The sequence below is a fragment of the Rhizobium mesoamericanum STM3625 genome (genome assembly GCF_000312665.1).
Taxonomy (GTDB): domain Bacteria; phylum Pseudomonadota; class Alphaproteobacteria; order Rhizobiales; family Rhizobiaceae; genus Rhizobium; species Rhizobium mesoamericanum.
Window position 1 is genome coordinate 1,868,666 of sequence record NZ_HF536772.1, and the last position, 21,209, is coordinate 1,889,874.

The following is a 21,209-nucleotide window of genomic DNA, read 5'->3' on the forward strand; positions in this document are numbered from 1 at the left end:
CTTAATTCGCTGGCTCCAGGGTAGAAGCGGAAACGTCTTGGCGGAAGACTCCGTGCCTTATGAATCGATGAAAGCTTTTGATGTTTCTCAGGAGATACGGTTGCGCTCGACCGTCAGCTGCGCAAAACGCGAGGAACCGGTGGTCGCCAGTTCGCCCGATACCTTCTTGTTCCATTCGAAGCCGAGGACAGCTCCATCGACCGTCTCCTGAAACACATTGTCGGTGATGACGGCCGCGCCTGTGCCCTCTACCACCGAGACCGCGCAGCCGACGGGCGCCTTGCGGATGATATTTCCGGCCACGACGAGGTTGCGCATATAGGGTCCCCAGCCGAGCTGCATACCCCATCGTGGAGCACCTTCGATGATGTTGCCGGAGATCAGCGTGTCGGCTTCGGCAGCAATGCCGATACCGAAGCCGACCTCATGCTCGTAGGGGCCTTTGAGCGTCAGATTGCGCACGACGTTTCCGGTCACGCTGGCCAGCCTGCCGCCCTGGTCGAAATTGGCGATCGAGATGCCGTTTGCCGCACCGTCCACGACATTGTCGGACACGATGGCACCTTGGAATTCGAATTCGACATAGATCGCCGTTTCGCCCGAGCGCTGGCATTGGTTGCCGGTAATCTGGACGTCGGAGGCCGAATTGGCACGGATGGCGGTGAAAGCGCAATCGGAAACGTGGTTGTTTGCGGCCATCACGTTGTCGGCGCGGAAGATGTTGATGCCGTTGCCGTTCTGGCCGGTGCCGCCGTCATTGGCCTTGATCCTGCAGATGCGGTTGCCGTCAACGACGCTGTTATCAGCCGCCTTCTTCCAGCGGTGCACGAGAATGCCGCCATTGCCGCAGTCGGAGACGTCATTGGCGGTGATTGAAAGTCCGTCGGATTCGACGGCATAGATGCCGGACTGGCCCGCACCCGATATGCGGCTGCGCTCGATCCGGCCGCCGCATCGCTCCAGTTGAACGGCGTGCTTGCGGCTGCCGGCGATATCGCAATTGTCGATCATCACCTTTTCGACGCCGGTAAATTGCAGTAGCGCGCCGGCATAGTCGCCAAGCCAGCGGTTCTGCCCGTCGATGGCTATGTTCGACAGTTCGACGCGCTTGACACTGTCAGCGCTGAAGAGGTGGCCGTCGCCCGTATAGACGATGCGCGACGCTCCCGGTACGCCTGTTATCCGCGTATTCTCCGGCAGCACGAGATTGGAAACCCTGTAGGTGCCGGGTGGCAGGAAAACCGGCACGTTTTCCGCTGCGGCCTGATCGATCATCTTCTGCAGTCTTACGCGGTCGTCCGCCCCGGGCGTCATCTTATATTGGACTGACCCGGTAGCTCCCCGCAGATTACGGTCGCGCGTTGCCGCCAAGCTGCGGGAAGCAATCAGCGCGAGCGCCGATACTCCCGCAAGGTGGAAGAAGTCGCGGCGCGACGATGCTAATGAAGTTTTCCTCATAGCGATCGTTCTGCAGGAAACGTGCCAGCGCACCTGTTTCATTTTAGTACAGGCAAGCGTCGTCCGGCCTGGTCACACATCCCACTGGCCCTTGCGCTCTTTCCCGCTATCTTTGCTGGCATGAGACCAGACGCCTTGCTCTATCCCGCCCCCGAAGGGCTTTATTGTCCCGAGGGAGAATTCTATGTGGACCCCGTGCGTCCGGTCGGGCGAGCCCTGATCACCCACGGCCATTCCGATCACGCGCGGCCCGGCCATGTGAACGTACTCGCGACGCGCCAGACGCTCGACATCATGCAGATCCGCTATGGCGACGGCTTCTGCGCAAGCGAGCAGGCTGCCGTCTTCGGCGAGGAGATCCTGATCAATGGCGTGAAAGTCAGCTTTCATCCGGCCGGCCATGTGCTCGGCTCGGCGCAGATCGCCATCGAGAAGAACAGCACCCGCATCGTCGTCTCGGGCGATTACAAGCGGCGCGCAGACCCGACGTGCGCGGCCTACGTGCCGGTGCCCTGCGATGTCTTCATCACCGAAGCCACCTTCGGTCTACCTGTCTTCCACCACCCCGATCCCGTCGATGAGATGGGCAAGCTCTACGCCTCGCTGCGCCAATTTCCGGAGCGCACCCATCTGATCGGCGCCTATGCACTCGGCAAGGCGCAGCGCGTCATCCGCCTGCTGCGCGACACCGGCTACGACCAGCCGATCTATATCCACGGCGCGATGGAACGTCTCTGTGACTACTATGTGGAACAAGGCATCGATCTTGGTGAGCTTCGCCCGGCGACAATCGAAAGCCGCGACAAATCCGCCTTCAAGGGAGCCATCGTCGTCGGCCCGTCCTCCGCCTTTGCCGATCGTTGGGCGCGACGCTTCAATGAGCCGCTGCCGGCATTTGCCTCTGGCTGGATGATGGTGCGTCAGCGCGCCAAACAGCAGGGCGTCGAGCTGCCGCTGGTCATCTCCGACCATTGCGACTGGCCCGAACTGATCGAGACGATCAGCGATCTGCGCCCCGGGGAAGTGTGGGTGACGCATGGCCGCGAGGAGGCGCTGGTTCGCTGGTGCCAGCTGCAAGGCGTCAGGGCCCGGCCGCTCCACCTGGTCGGTTATGAAGACGAGGCTGACTGATGAAAGCATTCGCCGACCTCCTCGATCGCCTCGTGCTGACCCCCAGTCGCAACAGCAAGCTCAAGCTGCTCACCGATTACTTCCGCGGCACCCCGGACCCGGATCGTGGTTACGGCCTTGCTGCCATCGCCGGCACACTTGAAGTGCGCAACGTCAAGCCAGCAATGCTGCGCGAGCTGGTGCTGGAGCGGATGGACGAGGTGCTCTTTCGCTATTCCTACGACTATGTCGGTGATCTCGCCGAGACGATCTCGCTTGTCTGGGACGCCGAGAAGGACATCGAACGGTCGGCGCTTGCCCAGCCGCGGCTTGGCGAGGTCGTCAGGGAAATGAACGCGCTCGGGCGCACCGAGGTCCGCAGCTTCGTGCGCGATCTGCTCGATCGGCTGGACACGTCAGGTCGTTTCGCCTTCATCAAGCTCGCAACCGGGGCGCTCCGCATCGGCGTCTCCTCGCGATTGGCAAAGCAGGCGCTCGCCGATATGGGCGGACGCGACGTGACCGAAATCGAGACGCTGTGGCATGGCCTGCAGCCTCCCTACGAACCGTTGTTTCGCTGGTTGGAAGGGCAGGGTGACAGACCGGTGTTGGCAACGCCGGCGATCTTCCATTCCGTCATGCTCGCCAATCCGGTCGAGGAGGGGGATCTCGATCAGCTCGATCCCGCCGAATACGCCGCGGAGTGGAAGTGGGACGGCATTCGCGTGCAGCTGTCGCGTTCCGGCGATAGGCGCAAGATCTACTCGCGTTCCGGCGATGATATCTCCGGTGCATTTCCAGATATCCTCGACTCGATCAGCTTTGACGGCGTGATGGACGGTGAGTTGCTCGTGGGCGGAACCACGCGTTCGAATAGCCCGACGCGTACCTTTTCCGATCTGCAGCAACGCCTGAACCGCAAGACGGTGACGACGAAGATGCTCGACGAGTATCCGGCCTTCATTCGTGCCTACGATTTGCTTTTCGATCGGGACGAGGACGTGCGTGGCCGCTCCTACATCGATCGTCGTGAACGGCTTGCGGAGATCATTGACCGTGCACCGCACGACCGCTTCGATCTTTCGCCCCTTGTCGAGTTCTCTTCATGGGACAAACTGGATCAGCTGCGGTCGTCGCCGCCGGATCCTGTCATTGAAGGGGTGATGATCAAGCGTCGCGACAGCGTCTATCAGGCCGGTCGGTTGAAGGGTCCGTGGTTCAAGTGGAAGCGCAATCCCTACAATGTCGACGCAGTGCTGATGTACGCGCAACGCGGCCACGGCAAGCGTTCCAGCTACTACTCGGATTTCACCTTCGGCGTCTGGACCGAGACACCGGAAGGTGAACAGCTGGTTCCTGTTGGCAAGGCCTATTTCGGCTTCACGGATGCCGAGCTGGAACTACTGGACAAGTTCGTGCGCAACAACACGACGGAGCGCTTCGGCCCGGTGCGGGCCGTCAGGGCGGACAAGGATTTCGGCTTCGTCGTCGAAGTCGCCTTCGAAGGCATCAATCGCTCAACCCGCCACAAGTCAGGCGTTGCGATGCGCTTTCCGCGGATCTCCCGTCTGCGTCCCGACAAGCCGTCCTACGAGGCGGATCGCCTCCAGACGCTGGTCGCCATGATCGATGCCAAGGGCGAGCAGTAGGTTTTTCTGCCGCAAAACGCCGCATGTCCACCGTTTTCAACACAACGTGTGTTGGCGACCATGCGCTTCCGGTGCAATTTTCGAATCGCCGGGAACCATGGAAGTGTGAAATGACGTCAGACGAAGGTAATTCTTTTCTCCGCCAGCGCCGCACTGTTCTTGCAGGCCTGGCTGGAGCCCTCCTGCTCCCGCGCACTGCAAGTGCATTCGACGTTCCTGACGTGCCGAGACTGATCGATCACGATTATGCCAAGATCCGCAAACACTTCCATACCAAGCTCTTGCAGAAGGGGCCGGCTCCAGACAAGTATGAACCGCTCGACGCTCCCGCGGAGGGTGAGAAGATCTTCTACCGGTCCGGCTATGGCGGCGAATTGGAACTGGTCGCGTGGGTCTCCAAATACAAGCGCGGCAGCAAGCCGAAGCCGGGCATTTTGTTCCTACACGGCGGCAACGCCATGGGGCTTGGTCATTGGGTTCTGCTCAAAGCCTATGTCGACGCGGGCTTCGTGGTGATGATGCCGTCGCTGCGCGGCGAAAACGGCCAGATGGGCAATTTCTCGGGTTTCTACGACGAAGTCGACGATGTGCTCTCAGCGGCCGACCGCTTGCAGCATCTTCCCGGCGTCGATGGCAACCGCCTGTTTATCGCCGGCCACAGCATTGGCGGCACGCTGACCATGCTGGCGGCGATGAGCAGCCACAAATTCCGCGCGGCGGCACCGATCTCCGGCAATCCGGACGCGTTTCGTTTCTTCAATCGCTACCCGCAGGACATTCGTTTCGACGATAGCAATGCCCATGAATTCGAAGTGCGCAGTGCGCTCTGCTATGCCAAAAGCTTCAAATGCCCAGTCCGTGTCGTGCACGGCACCGAGGAGGCCCATTTCAACGACCGCGCCGGCCTGCTTGCCAGCCGCGCCCGCTCCGGCGGTGTCCAGATCGAAACGGACACGGTGACCGGCAACCACACCTCGGCGCTGCCGGCGGAGATTGAACAGAGTATAAAGTTTTTCCACGGCGTTGCCGCCTGATCGCAATCTGACGGCCATTGATGCAAGCTGATCTGTTGACCAGCCTCGCGCCAGCCGCACGTGCCATCCTTGCCGCAGCTATACGTCTCGCTGTCGTCGATGAGGGTGTTTTATGACTGTTTCCAGCCGGGTGTCGCCATTTGCCGGGCTTGCGGCCGCTGCTCTTTGCCTGAGTGGTTGCAATATCCTCGTGCCGGATACCGGTGCCACTGATCCCGCCCGCTTCGTGCAGGAAACGTCCCCTGTTTTCTATAATCCCCCCGGTGTCGATCCCATGCGGGTTAGGCCGGTGGATACACCGGTCCCGCAGAGGTCGGGTGTGCCCCCGACAATCTATAATCAGACCTATGGAATCCCGGGTGCTAACTTCAGCCGAACCTACGGCCTGCCGGTCACCAATCCCGTGAATGGCGCCATGTATGGCCAGGTGCGTGACACCGACTTCACCTTGCCGGCCATACCGATCAGCCGCATCGATCCGCAATATCTGCGGCAGGAGGTTGACTATCCGACCAAGGAGAATCCCGGTACGATCGTCGTCGATACGAAGACCAAACACCTCTATTTCGTTGAACCTGGCGGCAAGGCGATGCGCTACGGCGTCGGCCTCGGCCGTGACGGCTATGCATGGTCTGGTCGGGGCGTCATTCAGTGGAAGCAGAAATGGCCGCGTTGGACGCCGCCCGCCGAAATGGTCTCGCGCCAGCCCGACGTCCGGGCCTTCTCGGCGGAAAACGGCGGCATGAACCCCGGTCTTGGAAACCCGCTCGGTGCGCGCGCTCTTTATATCTTCAAGGATGGTCAGGATACGCTTTACCGCATTCACGGGACTCCGGATTGGCAGTCGGTCGGAAAGTCCACGTCGTCGGGTTGCGTTCGCATGCTGAACCAGGACGTGGTCGACCTCTACAACCGCGTTCCGGCGAAGGCTGAGATCGTCGTGATGTAGACGCGCAACAGCGCGGGCGATATCGTCGGTCCTCGGGCGGACACGACTTCGTGAGGTAGTGGTTTATTTAGCGCAAGGCGGTAATTTCCTGTGTCGTCACCGGCGTTGAACCACACTCCGCGAAGGGCGTCGTCCTTCCAGCGCAACAGGAACCCAGACCCGCGTTATGAGCTTTGAACCATCCCTTTCCCGCCGCAGCTTCCTTTCGCTTTCGGCCATGACCGCGGCTTCGGCCCTGGCTGGCTGCGCGTCAACGGCCGGGCCGCCTCCCATGGCTCAGCCGGTCGTCATGCGCACTCCCCCGGTCAACACGTTCCAGGCGCCACTGGCTCCGGGTGATGCCGAGCTGGAGGTCATGTACGGCCCGATAGAGGACGGCGGCTTTCTCATTCCGGCCGTGCCCTACCAGAAGATCGATCCCCGCTTTTATCGTCAGCAGGTCGTCGATCCGACCGGCCAGGCGCCCGGCACGATTGTCGTCGATACCCCCTCGCGTTTCCTCTACCTCGTGCAACCAGGCGGTACCGCGATGCGTTACGGCATTGGTGTCGGTCGCGAAGGATTTGCCTGGCAGGGCACGGGCGTCATTCAGTGGCGCCAGAGGTGGCCACGCTGGAAGCCGCCGAATGAAATGGTCGCGCGCCAGCCGGAGCTCACCAAATTTTCAATTGAAAACGGCGGCATGGAGCCAGGCCTGAAGAACCCGCTCGGCGCGCGTGCGCTCTACATCTTCTCGAATGGCGAAGACACGCTCTACCGCCTGCACGGCAACCCGGATTGGCGTTCCATCGGCAAGGCCGTGTCGTCAGGCTGCGTGCGACTGCTGAACCAGGACATTATCGACCTTTATGATCGCGTGCCGAACAAGGCGCCGGTCCTCGTTCTGCAGTGATCAATTTGCGTCCCACTGTCTCGCTTGCCGCAGGCAGACAGTGGGCCGCGTGGAGCGAATTTGTCAGCGTTGAGGTCTAGCGCCACGAGTAGCTTTTGGACATGATCGCGTCGGGATCGGAGCCCCTCGCTGCCTCATGCCAACCGGCGAACTCTTCGTGTCTGACGATGCCGATATCGGCGAGCTGTTCGTCGTCAAGCTTGTCCAACGCCCGGCACGCAACGTGATCTGGAGGCGCATGGTGATTCGGAACCAGATGCGCGAGTGCGTGCCACGTTCCAGAAAAAGCCGCTGTTGGCGAAAAAGCCCCAACGACGTGCAGGTGCAGGAATGTCTTCATGGTATCCCCCAAAAAAAGCTGAAGTTGTATTGGCAAGCCTCCCATTTACCCGTGCGGTTGTCGTGAACACCCGCTGATGCGCTTTTGAAATTTCTCTGAAATTCTTTGGTTTCGGTGTCGTGCTTTTACACACTTCGTTGTCGTGGTGGGAAGCGTTTGCTAAATTGCGCACCAACATTCGGAGCATCCAATGTCGATGTTCGAATTCGCGGGACACCAGCTCGATTTGCAACAGGGCCGGCTGCGCAAGGGCGGGCTGGATGTCCGTTTGCGCCCCAAATCCCTCGCGTTGCTGACTTATCTGCTTGAGAATTCGGGACGCGTCGTCACCAAGGACGAACTGGTTTCTGCCATCTGGCCGAACGTGGCTGTCACTGACGGCTCGCTCAGCCAGTGTGTGACGGATATACGCAGGACGCTGGGAGAGGGCGCGGCACAGCTCATTCGCACCATTCCATGCCGCGGTTATGCCTTGGACGAGAAGCTCGTGCTCCGCCGCGAGACTCCGCCGCCGCCTGCCGCGATCTGTCCGTTGGGACGGCCCTCGATCGCGGTTCTTCCGTTCACAGTAGCGGTGCCCGGCGGTCGGCATACATGGATTGCCGACGGTATTGTCGAGGACATCATCACTGCCTTGGCAAAAATTCCCGATCTCTTTGTCACATCGAAGAACTTGAGCTTTGCCTATCGCGACAAGGTCGCCCGCCTGCCCGACGTGGCCCTAGCGCTCGGTGTATGCTACGTCCTTAGCGGAAGCGCTCGCGTGAGCGGTCACGAATTGCGTCTGACGACCGAGCTCGTCGATGCGCGAACAGGTGGAATCATCTGGGCGGAGCGCTTTGATCGTCACTTCGGGCAGGTCTTCGCGGTTCAGGACGAAATAACGTCGGCCGTAGTCGAGCGGCTGAAGACCGAGCTTTTGCCGGAAAGTCGAGCCGCTGCCACCATCGAAAACCATCGAGAATTCGACTTGCGCATCCGTTCCAGCCAGGCTGCGCTGTTGGGTCGGCAAGATGGTTAAACCCGACCGCGATCGCGATCCCTAAACCGCAGCCGTAAGGTTTGAGCGAAGGCCCCTCAGCAGGCCCCTGATGGTCTTCATTTCTTCAAGTGTGCAGCCCGCCGCCTGACCGATGGCGGTCATGATCGTGTCGATCTCGCCGCGCATCGCCCGGCCCTTGTCTGTCAGTGACACGACGACCTGCCGTTCATCGCGGGAATCGCGGGTGCGTTTGATCAGGCCATTCTGTTCGAGCCGCTTGAGCAACGGCGATAGTGTGCCCGAATCAAGATCGAGCTGTTCGCCAATCGCCTTGACCGCCTGCTCGGATTTTTCCCAAAGCGCCAGCATGACAAGATATTGCGGGTAGGTGAGGCCGACCTTGTCGAGAATCGGTTTGTACGCGCGGGTGAAGGCGTGGGCCGTCGAATAGACCGCAAAGCAGAGCTGGTTCTCGAGCCGCTTTTCCTCTTCCGGAATTTCCATCGTCTTTGCCAGGTGCGCTTTCATCGTCGTCCTTTCCAAGGGGACAATTGTCCTCCTTTCGAATTCAAAATGCAATTTGCAAAATTCACTTGCGTACAATTTAATTGCGCGTTATACAAAATCCAACCCAATCGCAAAGGAGACTGACATGCCTATCCTCTATACGACCAAAGCTTCCGCCACCGGTGGCCGCGCGGGCCGCGCCGTTTCCGAGAACGGCGTACTCGATGTGACGCTGACGGTTCCGAAGGAACTCGGCGGCGACGGTGCAACCGGCACCAACCCTGAACAGCTCTTTGCGGCCGGCTATTCGGCCTGCTTTCTTGGTGCCTTGAAATTTGTCGCCGGCAAGGAAAAGGTCAAGATTCCGGAAGAGACGACGGTCAGCGCCACGGTGGGCATCGGTCCGCGCGAAGACGGCGCGGGTTTCGGCATTGAGGTTGCCCTGACGGTCAACATTCCCGGCCTTGACAAGCCGACCGCTGAAAGGCTTGCCGCCGCCGCCCACATCGTATGCCCCTATAGTCACGCAATGCGGACCTCCACCGAGGTTCCGGTCACCGTTGCCTGATAAGACCGAAAGGAGCGTCGTGCATCGCGACGCTCTTTTCATCTGAAAATAAAGTGCTATATTCTTTCCAGTGAAAGGAATATGGCATGGCTATAGCGCAACCGATCTTCGGCACCCGGTCCCCCGAAGCGGCGGTGATCACCAAAGCCGCCGTCAATGCTGCCGACCATCTCGGCCTCAATGCCCGAACGCTTTCGGCGGTCCTCGGCGTTTCCGAGGCAACGGTCTCGCGCATGAAGCGGCAGGATTATCTGCTTGAGCGCGGCTCAAAGTCCTTTGAACTCGCCATCCTGCTCGTTCGCCTGTTTCGCTCGCTCGACGCAATTGTCGGCGGCGATGAGGCCATTGCCCGGCAATGGCTACGCAACGCCAACACGGCGCTCGGCGCGAAACCACTCGAAAAGATCGTCAGCATCTCGGGATTGACCGATGTCCTTGCCTATCTGGACGCCCGCCGCGCTCTCATCTGAGACGCGGGCGATCTCGGGCCGGTTCTGGCGTCTGGTCGAGGCGCAGCATCAGATATCGACGCTGAAACTCGTCGACACCCTCGATGAACAGGCGCTGCTTGAGAGATTGCTCGAAGAAAGCAAGCCGGCGCTGCCGCCGGAATGCGTCGGCCTGGACTACCTGCTTGCCACGCCGTTCCGCTATGGCGCCGTCTACCCGCATGGTTCCCGTTTCCGCCGGGCAGGGCGCACGTTGGGTGTCTTTTACGCATCCGAGCGGGTGGAAACCGCGCTTGCGGAAATGTCCTTTTATAGGATGCTGTTCTATTTTGAATCCCCCGCCACATCGCTTCCCGCTAACGCCGCGGAGTACACGGCCTTTGCCGCGGCGATTGCTACGCCGTCAGCAATCGATCTCACGCGCCCGCCGCTTAATGCCGATCATGAGATATGGACGGATCCTCAGAACTATGCGCCGTGCCAGGCGCTCGCAGACGCTGCGCGGGAGGCGGGCTGCCAGGCAATCCTCTACGAATCCGTGCGGGATCCGCATCGCGGCCGCAACATCGCGCTTTTGACGGCGGCGGCATTCGCTGCCCGCGAGCCTGTGGAGCGCCAGACGTGGAGAATCCGGCTTTCGAAAATTGGGGTCCAGGCGCTCTGCGAGTTTCCGAAAGTCAGAATTGAATTCTCGGTCGAGGATTTCGTGCAAGATCCGCGAATGGTGCCTGAGTGACTCAGGCTGCAAGCGACCTCTTCAGGAAAGCGCTTGCAGGTCGCGCCGTAGTCTCCCCATGTCGCGGTCCGGCAGCGCGTCTTCAATGCTGGCGTGTGTCTGTTCCCAGATCGGCAATGCAGCCGCAAGCACCGCCTTGCCCTCCGGCGTCAGACTTAACAGGCGTCGGCGCTTGTCTTTCTCGTTTGGCGTTACATTTACCCAACCACGGCGCTGCAATGGCTTGAGCGCTGCCGTTAATGTCGTCTGATCCATTGCGAGCAGGGTCGCGACCGGTCCCATCGGCGGCGGCTCCGGCCGGTTCAGCGACATCATCAGCGAGAACTGACCGTTGGTCAGTCCGACGGGGCGAAGGGCATCGTCGAAAAGCCGCGCCAGTGCGCGCGCTGCCCGCTGCACATGCAGGCAAAGGCACGTATCGCGCACCAGAAGCGTCGTCGGAAAAGGAATCTCTACGGCGTTTGACATGCTCCACTTATATTGATATCAATGTAATTAATCAAGGAAAAGCAACATGGATCCCAACGTCTCGATCGCGCCGGAGGAGGGTGCACGTGATGCAGAACCAAGTCGTTTCCCGTGAAGAATGGCTGGAAGCCCGTCGCGCGCTGCTTCTCAAAGAGAAGGAAGCAACGCATCTGCGAGACAAGATAAATGCCGAGCGCCTGGCCCTACCATGGGTCAAGATCGAACAAAACTACGTCTTCGATACGCCGCAGGGGAAGAAAAGCCTTGCCGAACTCTTCGATGGCCGCAGCCAGCTTCTCATCTATCACTTCATGCTCGGCCCTGATTGGGAGGCGGGTTGCCCCGGCTGCTCGTTCGTGTCCGATCATGTCGATGGAACGCTGCCGCATCTCAACAATCACGATGTCACCTGGGTCGCCGTTTCGCGCGCGCCGCTCGCCAAGATCGAGGCCTACAAGAAGCGCATGGGCTGGAAATTCCCGTGGGTCTCGTCCTTCGATAACAGATTCAATTTCGATTACCACGTTTCCTTCAGCCCGGAAGATCTGGCGAAAGACAAGGTCTTCTACAATTTCGCGGCCATCGAGCCCGCCAACGCCAATGATGAACTTCCCGGTCTCAGCGCCTTCTATAAGAATGGCGACGGCGAGATCTTCCACACCTATTCGACTTACGCCCGCGGCCTCGAAGAGGCGGTCGGCACCTTGATGATCCTTGATCGCGCTCCGAAAGGCCGCAACGAAAACAGCACGATGGACTTCGTCAAGCGTCATGACGAATACGAGCCCACCAAGATTACGCCATCCGGCTGTCACTGAGGTCTGCGACCACCATCCGACGGGAGAGGACGATGCAGCTAGCGAAAGTTCTCAAGGAGCATGAATTCCTCGAAGACCTCGTCGGTGTCTGGAACGTAAGGGCGCCCGAGATGACCGGACAGGAGCCGTGGACGGAAATCGTGCGATCGCTCCACGGCGTTTGGTTCGTGGCCGACGGCTCCGGTCAGATGCCGGGCAGTGGCGCGGCAACGACGGTCCTCACGCTCGGCTGCAGCGCCGACAAGGGCAAATACATTGGAACCTGGATCGGGACCATGATGGATTACCTGTGGGTCTACGAGGGTGAGGTGTCCGATGACCGCAAGATACTGAGCCTTTACACGACCGGTCCCGATTTCGGCGACACAAAGAAGCTCGCCGACTACCGCGAGCAGATTACCTTTCATGATTGCGATCACTGCACGTTCAATTCTGCAACCAGGCAGCCTGACGGTTCCTGGAAGCAGTTCATGGGGGCGCATTACACCCGCAAGCGGTAGCTGCCGGCAGAGAATGGCGTGCCGTTCGTCAAACCCAAAATGGAGAACACCATGTCCGAAACCCACGGAAAATTCATCTGGTGCGAACTGATGACCCCCGATCCCAAGGCCGCAGCCGAATTCTACGGCAAGGTTGTCGGGTGGACGACAAGCGACATGACGATCCAGGACCTGCCGCCCTATACGATTTTCGAAGCCAATGGAGTGGGCGTTGCCGGCCTCATGGATTTCCCAGCCGAATTGGAAGGGAAGGGGATCCCGCCGAACTGGACCGGCTACGTTGCTGTCGATGACGTCGACCAATCAGCCAAGGATTTTGCCGCCAACGGCGGCTCGATCCGGCGGCCGCCGCAGGATATTCCGACAGTCGGGCGCTTTGCGGTCGTCGCCGATCCGCACGGCGCCGTGATCTGTATCATGACGCCGCTGCCGAGGGACAATCCAGCGCCTCCTGCGCCAATGGGCACACCAGGGCATATCGGTTGGCACGAACTCTACGCGGGCAACGGGGCTGAGGCCTTCGCATTTTATTCGAAGCTTTTCGGCTGGACGAAGGATCACGACTTCGACATGGGCGAGATGGGCGCCTACACGATCTTCGCCGAGCATGGCACCCCCGTTGGCGGTATCATGACGAAGCCGGCCAGCATGTCGATGGCCGCATGGGGCTATTACTTTAATGTGCCGGCCATCGATGCGGCCATCGAACGCGTCAAGGCCGGCGGCGGCACGGTTTTGAACGGCCCGATGGAAGTGCCCGGCGGCAGCTGGATCATCCAGGCGACGGATCCGCAGGGTGCATTCTTCTGCCTCGTGGCGCCCAATCGATAGGCGCGGCTGACAATGACGAAGGCAGCGCAAGACGACTGAACGCCGTCTTGCGCTGCGTTCATTTGAAGTTTTCAAGCGTGCTGACTGAATGGCGCAGACATCGAATCGGAACCGAAGGCGCGCTGCCGCCTATGCTGGAGCGTGTTTGTATTTCATTAATTTTATTAGAATTTTAGCGTTTCCGGCGATGAACGAGCCCCTGCTGTTAACTCTTCCTAAAACATTTTTGGGTGGATGCATAACCGGCTATGTCTGGAGCAGCTGGAAGTATTGATTTTGGCTCTTCTGCGTAATTGATTGGCCCCAGGTTCTCATTGGGGTTGTTTTGTTATGTCTATCGAAGATCCGCGCATTTCCGCTATTTCAAGCGAAAACGTCTCGCACGACTTCCGCCAGGACATTCATGAAGACGCAAGTATTGAGGCTTCCGCACAGCAGGGCGTAGAGGTCGCACAAGTCGAGAATAGCCAGCAGCCCGAGAAGACCGACCGTCTGCCGGAGGCTCCGCAGACGGTGGCCGCCAACGCCCATCCGGCGGAAATCGTCCCGGATCAGCACAACGTCGCCCATCTGCCGGCTGACGTGTCGATCGACGACATCCGCGTCGAGGGCAACAACCTCGTGCTCGTCCAGGCCGATGGCACGGAGATTGTCATCGTCAACGGCGCTCTGCACGTGCCGACCTTCCTGCTCGGCGAAGTCGAGCTGCCGCAGCAGGCCGTGATCGCCGCCCTCGAGCAGAGCAACATCAACGTCGCGGCTGGTCCTGACGGCTCCTACTCGGCGAGCAGCGGGTCGCCGAGCTCCGGCGGCAACTTCGACACGATCCAGCAGCCTCCCCATCTGCCGCCGCTGATAGCGGACCTCCTGCAGAACACGGACCAGCCGGATGGTCAGCCCGGCCGCCTCTTCGGCGGAGTCGGCAGGCACGGCCAAGATGCGACCCCACCGACATCGCTAGCGGTCCCGGACGGTTCGCCGACAGTCAGCCTGCACGTCATCAACCTCGGCAACCTTGCCGCGACGCTCGTACTCGATGAATCGGCAGGCATCCAGACCAGCCCGGACAACGATACGGCGCTCTCCGATATTGCGGACCTGTTCAAAGGTGTTAGCAACCAAGGCTTCGATGGGCATATGAACGGGGCGCAATACGCGACCGCCGGCCTCCTGCAGGCCGATATCCAGTTCGGCATCAATGGTCCTGCCGCCACGAATGCAGTCCAGTGGTCGCTCGAACTCGGCTCCGGCAACGATCACGATTCCGGCCTCAAGACCACGGGCGGCCACGAAATATACTTCTTCGAGGAAAATGGCCTAATCGTCGGTCGTTATGACGCCGAGAACGGCGAGGTCACCAGTGCCGATCCCGCCGCATTCGCCCTTGCAATCGATCCAGTCACTGGCCAGCTGTCGATGGTCCAGTATGTCTCGATCTACAACACCGATAGCAACTCGCAAGACGAGATCGACTTCATCAAGTCCGGCCAGGTCCTCGCCAAGGTCACGGTCAGCGATTTCGACGGCGACAAAGTCGACGCAACCGTTGATATCGGCGACAAGATTGGCTTCAGCGACGATGGCCCAATTCTGATCTCGGTCCCGGCACCGGCCGGCGACTATTCGGGCTCATTCTTCTTCGATGGCTTCACCTCCAACGGCAATGCCTGGAACGAGAACAGCGGCGTCAACAACACCGGTGTCTCGGGCAACTGGCATATCGCCTGGGCGGACGGTTCCGAGGGTACCCCGCAGCTTGAGCGCGTCGGCGACGGCTATCTCGGCATGCATTCCTCGACGAACGGATACATGATCGACCTCGACGCATCGCCGGGCGATGTAGCGGTCTCGCAGGTGCTCAAACTGGCAGAGGGCGAAAGCTACACCCTCACATTCGAGGCCGGCGCGGCACAGGCGGGCAGCAAGCACCTGGTCGTCACCTTCGGCGGCGTCGTTGTGCTCGAAATCGACCCGCCCGGACAGATGACGACTTATAGCATCTCCATTGTCGGCGGCGCCGGCAATGCATCGAACACGCTGGAATTCAAGGAAACCGGGCACGCCGACTACTACGGCACGTTCCTCGCCAATGTGTCGGTGACCGGCAACAGTGCCATCCTTGACGACGAGGACGTCGGCAAAGCTGGCAACCAGGGCGGCACTGGTGACGACGGTCACGGGGCCACCGCGTTCGGCACGATCGATTTCGACGCGGGCTCGGATGGGCTCGGCCATATTCAGGTCACCGGCCTTGAATCCGTCGCCGGCCTCGGCAACGCTGCGCTCTCGGTCATGTACATTGACGACACCGGCAAGGGTACAGCAGAGGCACTCGGCGAAGGGGTCTGGACGCCGAACGGACAGGGCGGCTCCATGAGTTGGAGCAGCCTGCACGTCCAAAACGCGATCGTCGTCACGGTCAATGCCGACGGCACCTACTCGGTTACGCTCAACGCCGCCCTCGCTCACCCCGCAACGGGCACCGAGGACAATCTCGTCCTGAACTTCGGTTTCGACATCTATGACGGCGACGGCGACCACGTGTCCGGCACGATCAGCGTCAATGTCGATGACGACAGCCCGAGCATCAACCAGCAGGCACTTCAGAGCGCCACGGTCGCTGAAGACGACATCAAGACGTCGCTTTCGCAGGGTACGAGCCCGAATGACGGCAATGCGGACGGCTCCTATACCGGCAATGCCTCTAACAGTCTGCCGGGCCCCGCGACTGTCAGCGGCTCGATCGCGAACGTCGTGAACTTCGGAAGCGACGGCAAGGGCGGTTTTTCCTTCACCGGCGACGTAAGCAGCCTCGGTGCGCTGTCCTCGCATGGCGACGCGCTGAGCTACACCGTCGCGAACGGCGTCCTCACCGCAACGGCGGGCGAGGGTGAGGGGGCCCGCGTCGTCTTCACGCTGACCCTGTCGAATGACGGCGACTACACCTTCAAGCTCTTCGATCAGCTCGACCATGGCACCGACGCCACCAATGGGAGCGTGTCCATCGACTTCGGCGGCCTGATTCAGGCGACCGATGGCGATGGCGACAGCATTCCGCTGACCGGCGGCCTGAAAATCGCTATCACCGACGACGCGCCGACTACGGCCGGTCGCGCCCATGTCTCGGGTACGGTCGAGGAAGAGCAGCTCAACGGCAATGAGGATACCAGTGGCGGCTCGGGCTCGGCCACGGATGACGACATCAGCCACCACGGCCATTTCCAAGACAATACCACCGCGGTCGTCAGCGGCAGCGGCGCGAATTCGCTCGCCACCCTGGTCAACACCGGCGCCGACGAAGGCGGGCATTTCTCGTTCAGCTCGGAGCTGGTCGGCAACGCCATCGAGACCGACGGCGGCGCGAGCGTGAAGTCGGGCGGCAGCCTCGTTTCGGTAACCTCGGTCGCGGAAGGCGTCGACTCCAACGGCCACTATCAGACCATCACGGCCGGGACCACTGGCGAAGCCGCGCATGACGTCTTCACTCTCACCGTCTATGACAACGGCAGCTGGAAATTCGAACTCAAGGACAATCTCGACCACAGCTACGGCAACAATGGCGAGGGCGTGCTGAAGCTCGACCTGTCAAGCCTGGTCCAGTACACCGATTTCGACAACGACAGCGTAACGTTGGACGCCAAAAGCTTCCTCGTCAGCGTCATCGACGACGTGCCGGTGGCGGCGATCTCTGCCTCCGCTTCGAAGGCACCGACCCTTGAGACGCAGGATCACGACACGATCGGGAGCGGGGTCGGCGGTACCGACACGGCGAGCGCCGATTTCTCCGGGGCGTTCAAGATCACCTCTTCCTATGGCGCGGACGGCGCCGGTACCACAAACACCACCTATGCGCTCAGCCTCAGCGGCAATTCGCATCACGATGACCATGACGATTGGGAGCGCGGCGGCTTCGGCGACCGCGTCGACTCCGGGCTCGAAAGCAACGACCATGCGATCTATCTCTACGAGATCAACGGTGTAATTGTTGGCTCGACCGCCTCCTCGTCCCACAGCGTCGGGCTAAGCAACACCATCTTCACGATCTCCGTGGACGGCACTGGCAAGGTCACGCTGACCCAGTACGACGCCATCGATCATGTCGGCAACGGCAATGGCTCGGTCATCTCGCTCGACGAGGGCCTCGTCAAGCTGACGGCGACCGTGACGATCACCGACCATGATGGCGACAAGGCGACCGATAGCGCTTCGATCGATCTCGGCTGCAATATCAAATTCGACGACGACACGCCGTCGATCACGCTGACGGCGGGCAGCGACGCCGCGCTCACCCTGACCACGCAGGACGCCGACACCATCGACACGAAGTACAGCGCCAAGTCCGATACGGCCAGCCAGAACTTCGCCGGCGCATTCACGGTCGGCTCCAGCAGCTATGGCGCGGACGGCGCCGGCAACATCATTAAAACCTATGCGCTTTCAGTGACCGGTCACCTGGACAGCCACAACCGGGTTGACTCCCTGCTCGAGAGCCACGGGCAGACAATCTATCTCTACAAGATCGGCAATACGGTCTACGGTTCGACCTCGACCTCATCGAACTCCTCCGACGTCCTGCAGAAGGCCGTGTTCAAGATCGAGGTGGACAATGCGAGCACAGACGCGGGCACGGTCAAGCTGACGCAGTACAGCGCCATCGATCACGGCGGCGACGGCACGGTGGTCTCGCTCGCCGACAATCTCGTTAAGCTGACTGCGACGGCGACGATCACCGATGGTGACGGAGACCAGAAGAGCAGCAACGCTACGATCGATCTGGGCGGCAATATCAGGTTCGAAGACGATGGTCCGAGCATTGATGTGACGGTTAAGAATCAAGACGTCACCGTGGCAACGCAGGATAGCGGCACAATCGGCAGCAGTTCCGATACGGCGACAGCCAACTTCGATCTGGCATTCTCGTTCAACGCGTCCTTTGGCGCCGATGGCGCGGCAACGGCAAATCCGGTTATCAAGAGCTATTCGCTCGATCTAACGGGCAACGCGCAGGATGGCCTTGTGGCTTCCGGCCTCGCCAGCCATGGTCATCAGGTCTATCTGTATGAGGTCCACGGCCAGATCGTCGGCTCGACGGCGTCGAATTCCCACAACATCAGCGCCGCGAACACGATCTTCGCGATGTCGGTGAACAGCGCCACCGGCGAAGTGACGCTGACGCAATACGGCGCGATCGATCATGGCGGCAATGGCTCGAGCATTTCGCTCGCCAGCAATCTCGTCTCCCTGACGGAAACGGTGACGATCACCGACTATGACGGTGACAAGGCGACCGACAGCGCCAAGATCGATCTCAGCGGCCACATCACCTTCACCGACGCTACCCCAACTGCCAACGCGACTGTGGCTGCTTCGCTCGACGATGAAGGCCAGCCGAACGGCATCGATGCCGGCGCTGGCGATCTGACCGGCGCCAATTCCAAGTCGTACTCCGGCACGCTGGCATTCACCGCCGGTGCGGATGGCTCGAAGTCGATCGAGATCACCGGTCTGACGGTCCAGAACAGCGCCCATCAGGGCAACGGCGATCTCCAGGTCCTCTATGTGGATGGCAACGGCGTGGCTCATGCCGAGACGGTAACCTTCACCTGGAATTCGGCGACGAACGAGTATGTTGGCACCAGTGACCATTTCGGCGGCGCCGATGGCGGCGCGGCGGCGGTTATCGTCACCGTCAGCCAAACCGGCGAATACAACATCGCCATCAACGCGCCGCTTGCCCACCCGTTCACCACCGAGCAGAACACGGCGGTCGCCGGAAGCGAATACGAAGACGATCTGACGCTGAACTTCACCTATCAGGTGACGGACGGCGACGGCGACAAGGCCAGCAACACGCTGAGCGTGACCGTCGATGACGACAGCCCGACGATGGGCGGCGTCAGTACGATTGCGGTGATCGGAACCGGCGCGCAGGTCTCGGTGACCGGCACGCTCGACTTCCACGCGGGCGCCGATGGCGCAGGCCATGCCAACCTTGCCGGCAACGTTGCGCCTGAGAACCTCGTCTCGGACGGCGAGACGGTGCATTATTGGGTAAGTGCCGATGGCGCGACGCTGATCGCCTATACCGGCGCCAATGTTGACACCGGCACCAAGGTCTTCCAGCTCCAGATCGCCGACGACCGGAAGGGCTATACCTTCACGGAATATGCGACCTTCGGCCTGCAGACGACGACGACCAACACGACGACCGAGACCTTCACCAAGGCAGATGGTGAGTTGGATCATGCCAATTCGCCGGCGGCTTCGGTGAACATCACGACCGACAATGGTGCCACGATCGTGGCAGTGGTGAGCGGCAGCCAGGAGGTGAATGGCTCGAACGGTGGCTTCGGATTGCATAGCAATAATTTCGACGCGAGCGATTACCTGAAATTCAATTTCCACCAAACGGTTGATAGTCAGCCAGATCCGACAACCGTGACGTTCAGCTTCACCAAGAATGCGACCGTTAATTATGTCGTGCATTATTCTGACGGCACCAATGTTCCCGTCAATAATGCGACGGTTACCGCGGCCAATGGCCTGACCATCCCCGCTCATGGGAACGCCATGATTCTGGACGTCGAGTTCTACAACATCGGCGACAAGACCAAGATCGACCTCGGCAGCGCCACCGTCACGACGGAAACCAAGACAACCACGGTCTCGACCAACACGGATCTGTCCTTCACCGCAGGCCTGACTGATGGCGACGGCGATGCCCTCAGCGCGACGATTAACGTGCATGCCGTAACGAACATCCCGCCGACCATTACGGTGACGCCAACGGGCGGCGTGGCTGGTGGCCACAATCTCGTGGACGAGGCCGCGCTTTCGGCGGGCTCGCATCATGCCGGCTCCGGCAGTATCACGACGAGCGGCACCCTCACGGTGGCCGATGCGAATGGCAATGACGACGTCCAGTCGGTGACCATTAGTGGCCACACCTTCGCCGTGGCAACCCTCGTGGGGACCACCGCCGCCACTGGCCAGACAGTCAACGGCGACCATGGTACGCTGACGGTCTATGGCTACGACAGCTCGACTGGCGTGCTGTCTTACTCCTACACGCTCACCTCGTCGGTGACCGGCCCTGGCAATGGCACCAACATCGTGACAGGCGGCGACAGCTTCGCAGTGAGCGTCGCGGACACGAGCGGCACGACGAGCACCGCCAATGTCGTCGTCGACATCAAGGACGACGTGCCGACGGCGCGTGACGTGACCGTACAATCGGTTGCCGAAGGCTCGGTTGTCACCGGCACGCTCGATTTCGTCCAAGGCGCCGACGGCGCCTCTGTCTCGAAGATCGGGAACGTCACCCTGACGTTCGGCAACGACGGATGGTCGCAGAGCATTGCGATGGAGCACGGCACGCTCAAAGTCACGGCTGACGGCCACTATCAGTTCACTGCGCAGGGCGCTGACGTCTACAAGGACGGCGGATCGTCCAGCTCCCAGGTCACGGTAACGGACGGCGACGGCGATACGTCCACGGCGAAAGTGTCGTTCAATGTTACGGACGGCTCGACGGACGTGACGACGGCGAGCATCGCTGCGTCGAACACCCCCGCGACCGTAACGGAAGCCGATGGCAAGATCGCATTCACGATCACGCTGAGCAATGCCTCGCAGGGCGATACCACGGTCGTGACCGATCATGGCACGATCACGATCCACGACGGCCAAACCACCGGCACGCTGCTGGTGGACAACCCGAACCACGAGGACGTCTACACCGACCCGTCGAGCCTGACGGTCAAGATCACGTCTGTGACCGGAGGCGGCTTCGAGAGCGTGGTTCCCGATGCGGCCAACGGCTCGGCAACGGCACAGATCACCGACACGATTACTCCGACGACGGTGTCGCTGACGGCTTCGACGACGACGGAAGGGTCGAACGCCAGCTACGTGTTCT

Annotated in this window: 17 protein-coding genes; 13 read left to right on the top strand and 4 right to left on the bottom strand. The window is 60.6% G+C overall.

Going from position 1 to position 21,209, the window contains the following annotated elements; all coding sequences use genetic code 11:
* Nucleotides 1–87: 87 nt before the first annotated feature.
* Nucleotides 88–1,458 (bottom strand): TIGR03808 family TAT-translocated repetitive protein, encoded by a 1,371-nt coding sequence (locus BN77_RS09075; RefSeq protein WP_051177177.1) that lies wholly within the window; start codon nucleotides 1,456–1,458, stop codon nucleotides 88–90.
* A gap of 120 nt (nucleotides 1,459–1,578) precedes the next feature.
* Here BN77_RS09075 and BN77_RS09080 point away from each other — a divergent pair, with 120 nt between their 5' ends.
* From BN77_RS09080 to BN77_RS09100, 5 genes are all read left to right on the top strand, one after another.
* Nucleotides 1,579–2,589: a ligase-associated DNA damage response exonuclease gene (locus BN77_RS09080; protein ID WP_040677662.1), complete on the top strand. Its 1,011-nt coding sequence runs from the start codon at nucleotides 1,579–1,581 to the stop codon at nucleotides 2,587–2,589.
* A complete protein-coding gene (locus tag BN77_RS09085) occupies nucleotides 2,589–4,217 on the top strand; it encodes a cisplatin damage response ATP-dependent DNA ligase (RefSeq protein ID WP_007530819.1) in 1,629 nt (542 codons plus the stop codon). The genes BN77_RS09080 and BN77_RS09085 overlap by 1 nt, the downstream gene beginning before the upstream one ends.
* A gap of 110 nt (nucleotides 4,218–4,327) precedes the next feature.
* Nucleotides 4,328–5,251 (top strand): alpha/beta hydrolase family protein, encoded by a 924-nt coding sequence (locus tag BN77_RS09090; protein ID WP_007530821.1) that lies wholly within the window; start codon nucleotides 4,328–4,330, stop codon nucleotides 5,249–5,251.
* 112 nt (nucleotides 5,252–5,363) lie between these two features.
* Nucleotides 5,364–6,200 (top strand): L,D-transpeptidase, encoded by an 837-nt coding sequence (locus BN77_RS09095; protein ID WP_007530823.1) that lies wholly within the window; start codon nucleotides 5,364–5,366, stop codon nucleotides 6,198–6,200.
* Between the two features lie 166 nt (nucleotides 6,201–6,366).
* Nucleotides 6,367–7,092: a L,D-transpeptidase gene (locus BN77_RS09100; RefSeq protein WP_007530825.1), complete on the top strand. Its 726-nt coding sequence runs from the start codon at nucleotides 6,367–6,369 to the stop codon at nucleotides 7,090–7,092.
* 76 nt (nucleotides 7,093–7,168) lie between these two features.
* On the opposite strand, the gene BN77_RS09105 is transcribed toward BN77_RS09100, so the two are convergent.
* Nucleotides 7,169–7,432, bottom strand: a complete 264-nt coding sequence (locus BN77_RS09105; RefSeq protein ID WP_007530827.1) for a DUF1127 domain-containing protein — start codon at nucleotides 7,430–7,432, stop codon at nucleotides 7,169–7,171.
* Nucleotides 7,433–7,622: 190 nt separating this feature from the next.
* Between BN77_RS09105 and BN77_RS09110 the strand changes: the two genes are divergently transcribed.
* Nucleotides 7,623–8,453 carry a winged helix-turn-helix domain-containing protein gene (locus BN77_RS09110; protein WP_007530829.1) on the top strand — a complete coding sequence of 277 codons (831 nt, stop codon included), beginning with the start codon at nucleotides 7,623–7,625 and terminating at the stop codon, nucleotides 8,451–8,453.
* A 21-nt stretch (nucleotides 8,454–8,474) separates the two neighbouring features.
* Here BN77_RS09110 and BN77_RS09115 read toward each other — a convergent pair whose 3' ends face one another.
* A complete protein-coding gene (locus BN77_RS09115; RefSeq protein ID WP_007530831.1) occupies nucleotides 8,475–8,942 on the bottom strand; it encodes a MarR family winged helix-turn-helix transcriptional regulator in 468 nt (155 codons plus the stop codon).
* A 124-nt stretch (nucleotides 8,943–9,066) separates the two neighbouring features.
* Between BN77_RS09115 and BN77_RS09120 the strand changes: the two genes are divergently transcribed.
* From BN77_RS09120 to BN77_RS09130, 3 genes are all read left to right on the top strand, one after another.
* Nucleotides 9,067–9,489, top strand: coding sequence for an organic hydroperoxide resistance protein (locus tag BN77_RS09120; RefSeq protein WP_007530833.1), 423 nt, complete (start codon nucleotides 9,067–9,069; stop codon nucleotides 9,487–9,489).
* An 86-nt stretch (nucleotides 9,490–9,575) separates the two neighbouring features.
* A complete protein-coding gene (locus BN77_RS09125) occupies nucleotides 9,576–9,959 on the top strand; it encodes an antitoxin Xre-like helix-turn-helix domain-containing protein (RefSeq protein ID WP_007530835.1) in 384 nt (127 codons plus the stop codon).
* Complete coding sequence (locus BN77_RS09130; protein ID WP_040676952.1) at nucleotides 9,919–10,674, top strand: RES family NAD+ phosphorylase; 756 nt, start codon at nucleotides 9,919–9,921, stop codon at nucleotides 10,672–10,674. Before BN77_RS09125 ends, BN77_RS09130 begins: the two co-directional genes overlap by 41 nt.
* 21 nt (nucleotides 10,675–10,695) lie before the next feature.
* Here BN77_RS09130 and BN77_RS09135 read toward each other — a convergent pair whose 3' ends face one another.
* Nucleotides 10,696–11,142: a MarR family winged helix-turn-helix transcriptional regulator gene (locus tag BN77_RS09135; protein ID WP_007530838.1), complete on the bottom strand. Its 447-nt coding sequence runs from the start codon at nucleotides 11,140–11,142 to the stop codon at nucleotides 10,696–10,698.
* A gap of 89 nt (nucleotides 11,143–11,231) precedes the next feature.
* Between BN77_RS09135 and BN77_RS09140 the strand changes: the two genes are divergently transcribed.
* The 4 genes from BN77_RS09140 to BN77_RS09155 form a co-directional block, all read left to right on the top strand.
* Nucleotides 11,232–11,960, top strand: a complete 729-nt coding sequence (locus BN77_RS09140; RefSeq protein ID WP_007530840.1) for a DUF899 domain-containing protein — start codon at nucleotides 11,232–11,234, stop codon at nucleotides 11,958–11,960.
* A gap of 32 nt (nucleotides 11,961–11,992) precedes the next feature.
* The gene (locus BN77_RS09145) at nucleotides 11,993–12,460 is read left to right on the top strand and encodes a DUF1579 domain-containing protein (RefSeq protein WP_007530842.1); all 468 of its coding nucleotides are present in this window, start codon (nucleotides 11,993–11,995) and stop codon (nucleotides 12,458–12,460) included.
* A 51-nt stretch (nucleotides 12,461–12,511) separates the two neighbouring features.
* Nucleotides 12,512–13,291: a VOC family protein gene (locus BN77_RS09150; protein ID WP_007530844.1), complete on the top strand. Its 780-nt coding sequence runs from the start codon at nucleotides 12,512–12,514 to the stop codon at nucleotides 13,289–13,291.
* 330 nt (nucleotides 13,292–13,621) lie between these two features.
* Nucleotides 13,622–21,209 (top strand): T1SS-143 repeat domain-containing protein (locus tag BN77_RS09155; RefSeq protein ID WP_040676955.1); only part of this gene is annotated, 7,588 nt, incomplete at its 3' end.

Coding starts and splice junctions, on each gene's coding strand:
- BN77_RS09075 (WP_051177177.1), bottom strand. CDS start 1,458: ATGAGGAAAACTTCATTAGCATCGTCGCGCCGCGACTTCTTCCACCTT.
- BN77_RS09080 (WP_040677662.1), top strand. CDS start 1,579: ATGAGACCAGACGCCTTGCTCTATCCCGCCCCCGAAGGGCTTTATTGT.
- BN77_RS09085 (WP_007530819.1), top strand. CDS start 2,589: ATGAAAGCATTCGCCGACCTCCTCGATCGCCTCGTGCTGACCCCCAGT.
- BN77_RS09090 (WP_007530821.1), top strand. CDS start 4,328: ATGACGTCAGACGAAGGTAATTCTTTTCTCCGCCAGCGCCGCACTGTT.
- BN77_RS09095 (WP_007530823.1), top strand. CDS start 5,364: ATGACTGTTTCCAGCCGGGTGTCGCCATTTGCCGGGCTTGCGGCCGCT.
- BN77_RS09100 (WP_007530825.1), top strand. CDS start 6,367: ATGAGCTTTGAACCATCCCTTTCCCGCCGCAGCTTCCTTTCGCTTTCG.
- BN77_RS09105 (WP_007530827.1), bottom strand. CDS start 7,432: ATGAAGACATTCCTGCACCTGCACGTCGTTGGGGCTTTTTCGCCAACA.
- BN77_RS09110 (WP_007530829.1), top strand. CDS start 7,623: ATGTCGATGTTCGAATTCGCGGGACACCAGCTCGATTTGCAACAGGGC.
- BN77_RS09115 (WP_007530831.1), bottom strand. CDS start 8,942: ATGAAAGCGCACCTGGCAAAGACGATGGAAATTCCGGAAGAGGAAAAG.
- BN77_RS09120 (WP_007530833.1), top strand. CDS start 9,067: ATGCCTATCCTCTATACGACCAAAGCTTCCGCCACCGGTGGCCGCGCG.
- BN77_RS09125 (WP_007530835.1), top strand. CDS start 9,576: ATGGCTATAGCGCAACCGATCTTCGGCACCCGGTCCCCCGAAGCGGCG.
- BN77_RS09130 (WP_040676952.1), top strand. CDS start 9,919: ATGTCCTTGCCTATCTGGACGCCCGCCGCGCTCTCATCTGAGACGCGG.
- BN77_RS09135 (WP_007530838.1), bottom strand. CDS start 11,142: ATGTCAAACGCCGTAGAGATTCCTTTTCCGACGACGCTTCTGGTGCGC.
- BN77_RS09140 (WP_007530840.1), top strand. CDS start 11,232: ATGCAGAACCAAGTCGTTTCCCGTGAAGAATGGCTGGAAGCCCGTCGC.
- BN77_RS09145 (WP_007530842.1), top strand. CDS start 11,993: ATGCAGCTAGCGAAAGTTCTCAAGGAGCATGAATTCCTCGAAGACCTC.
- BN77_RS09150 (WP_007530844.1), top strand. CDS start 12,512: ATGTCCGAAACCCACGGAAAATTCATCTGGTGCGAACTGATGACCCCC.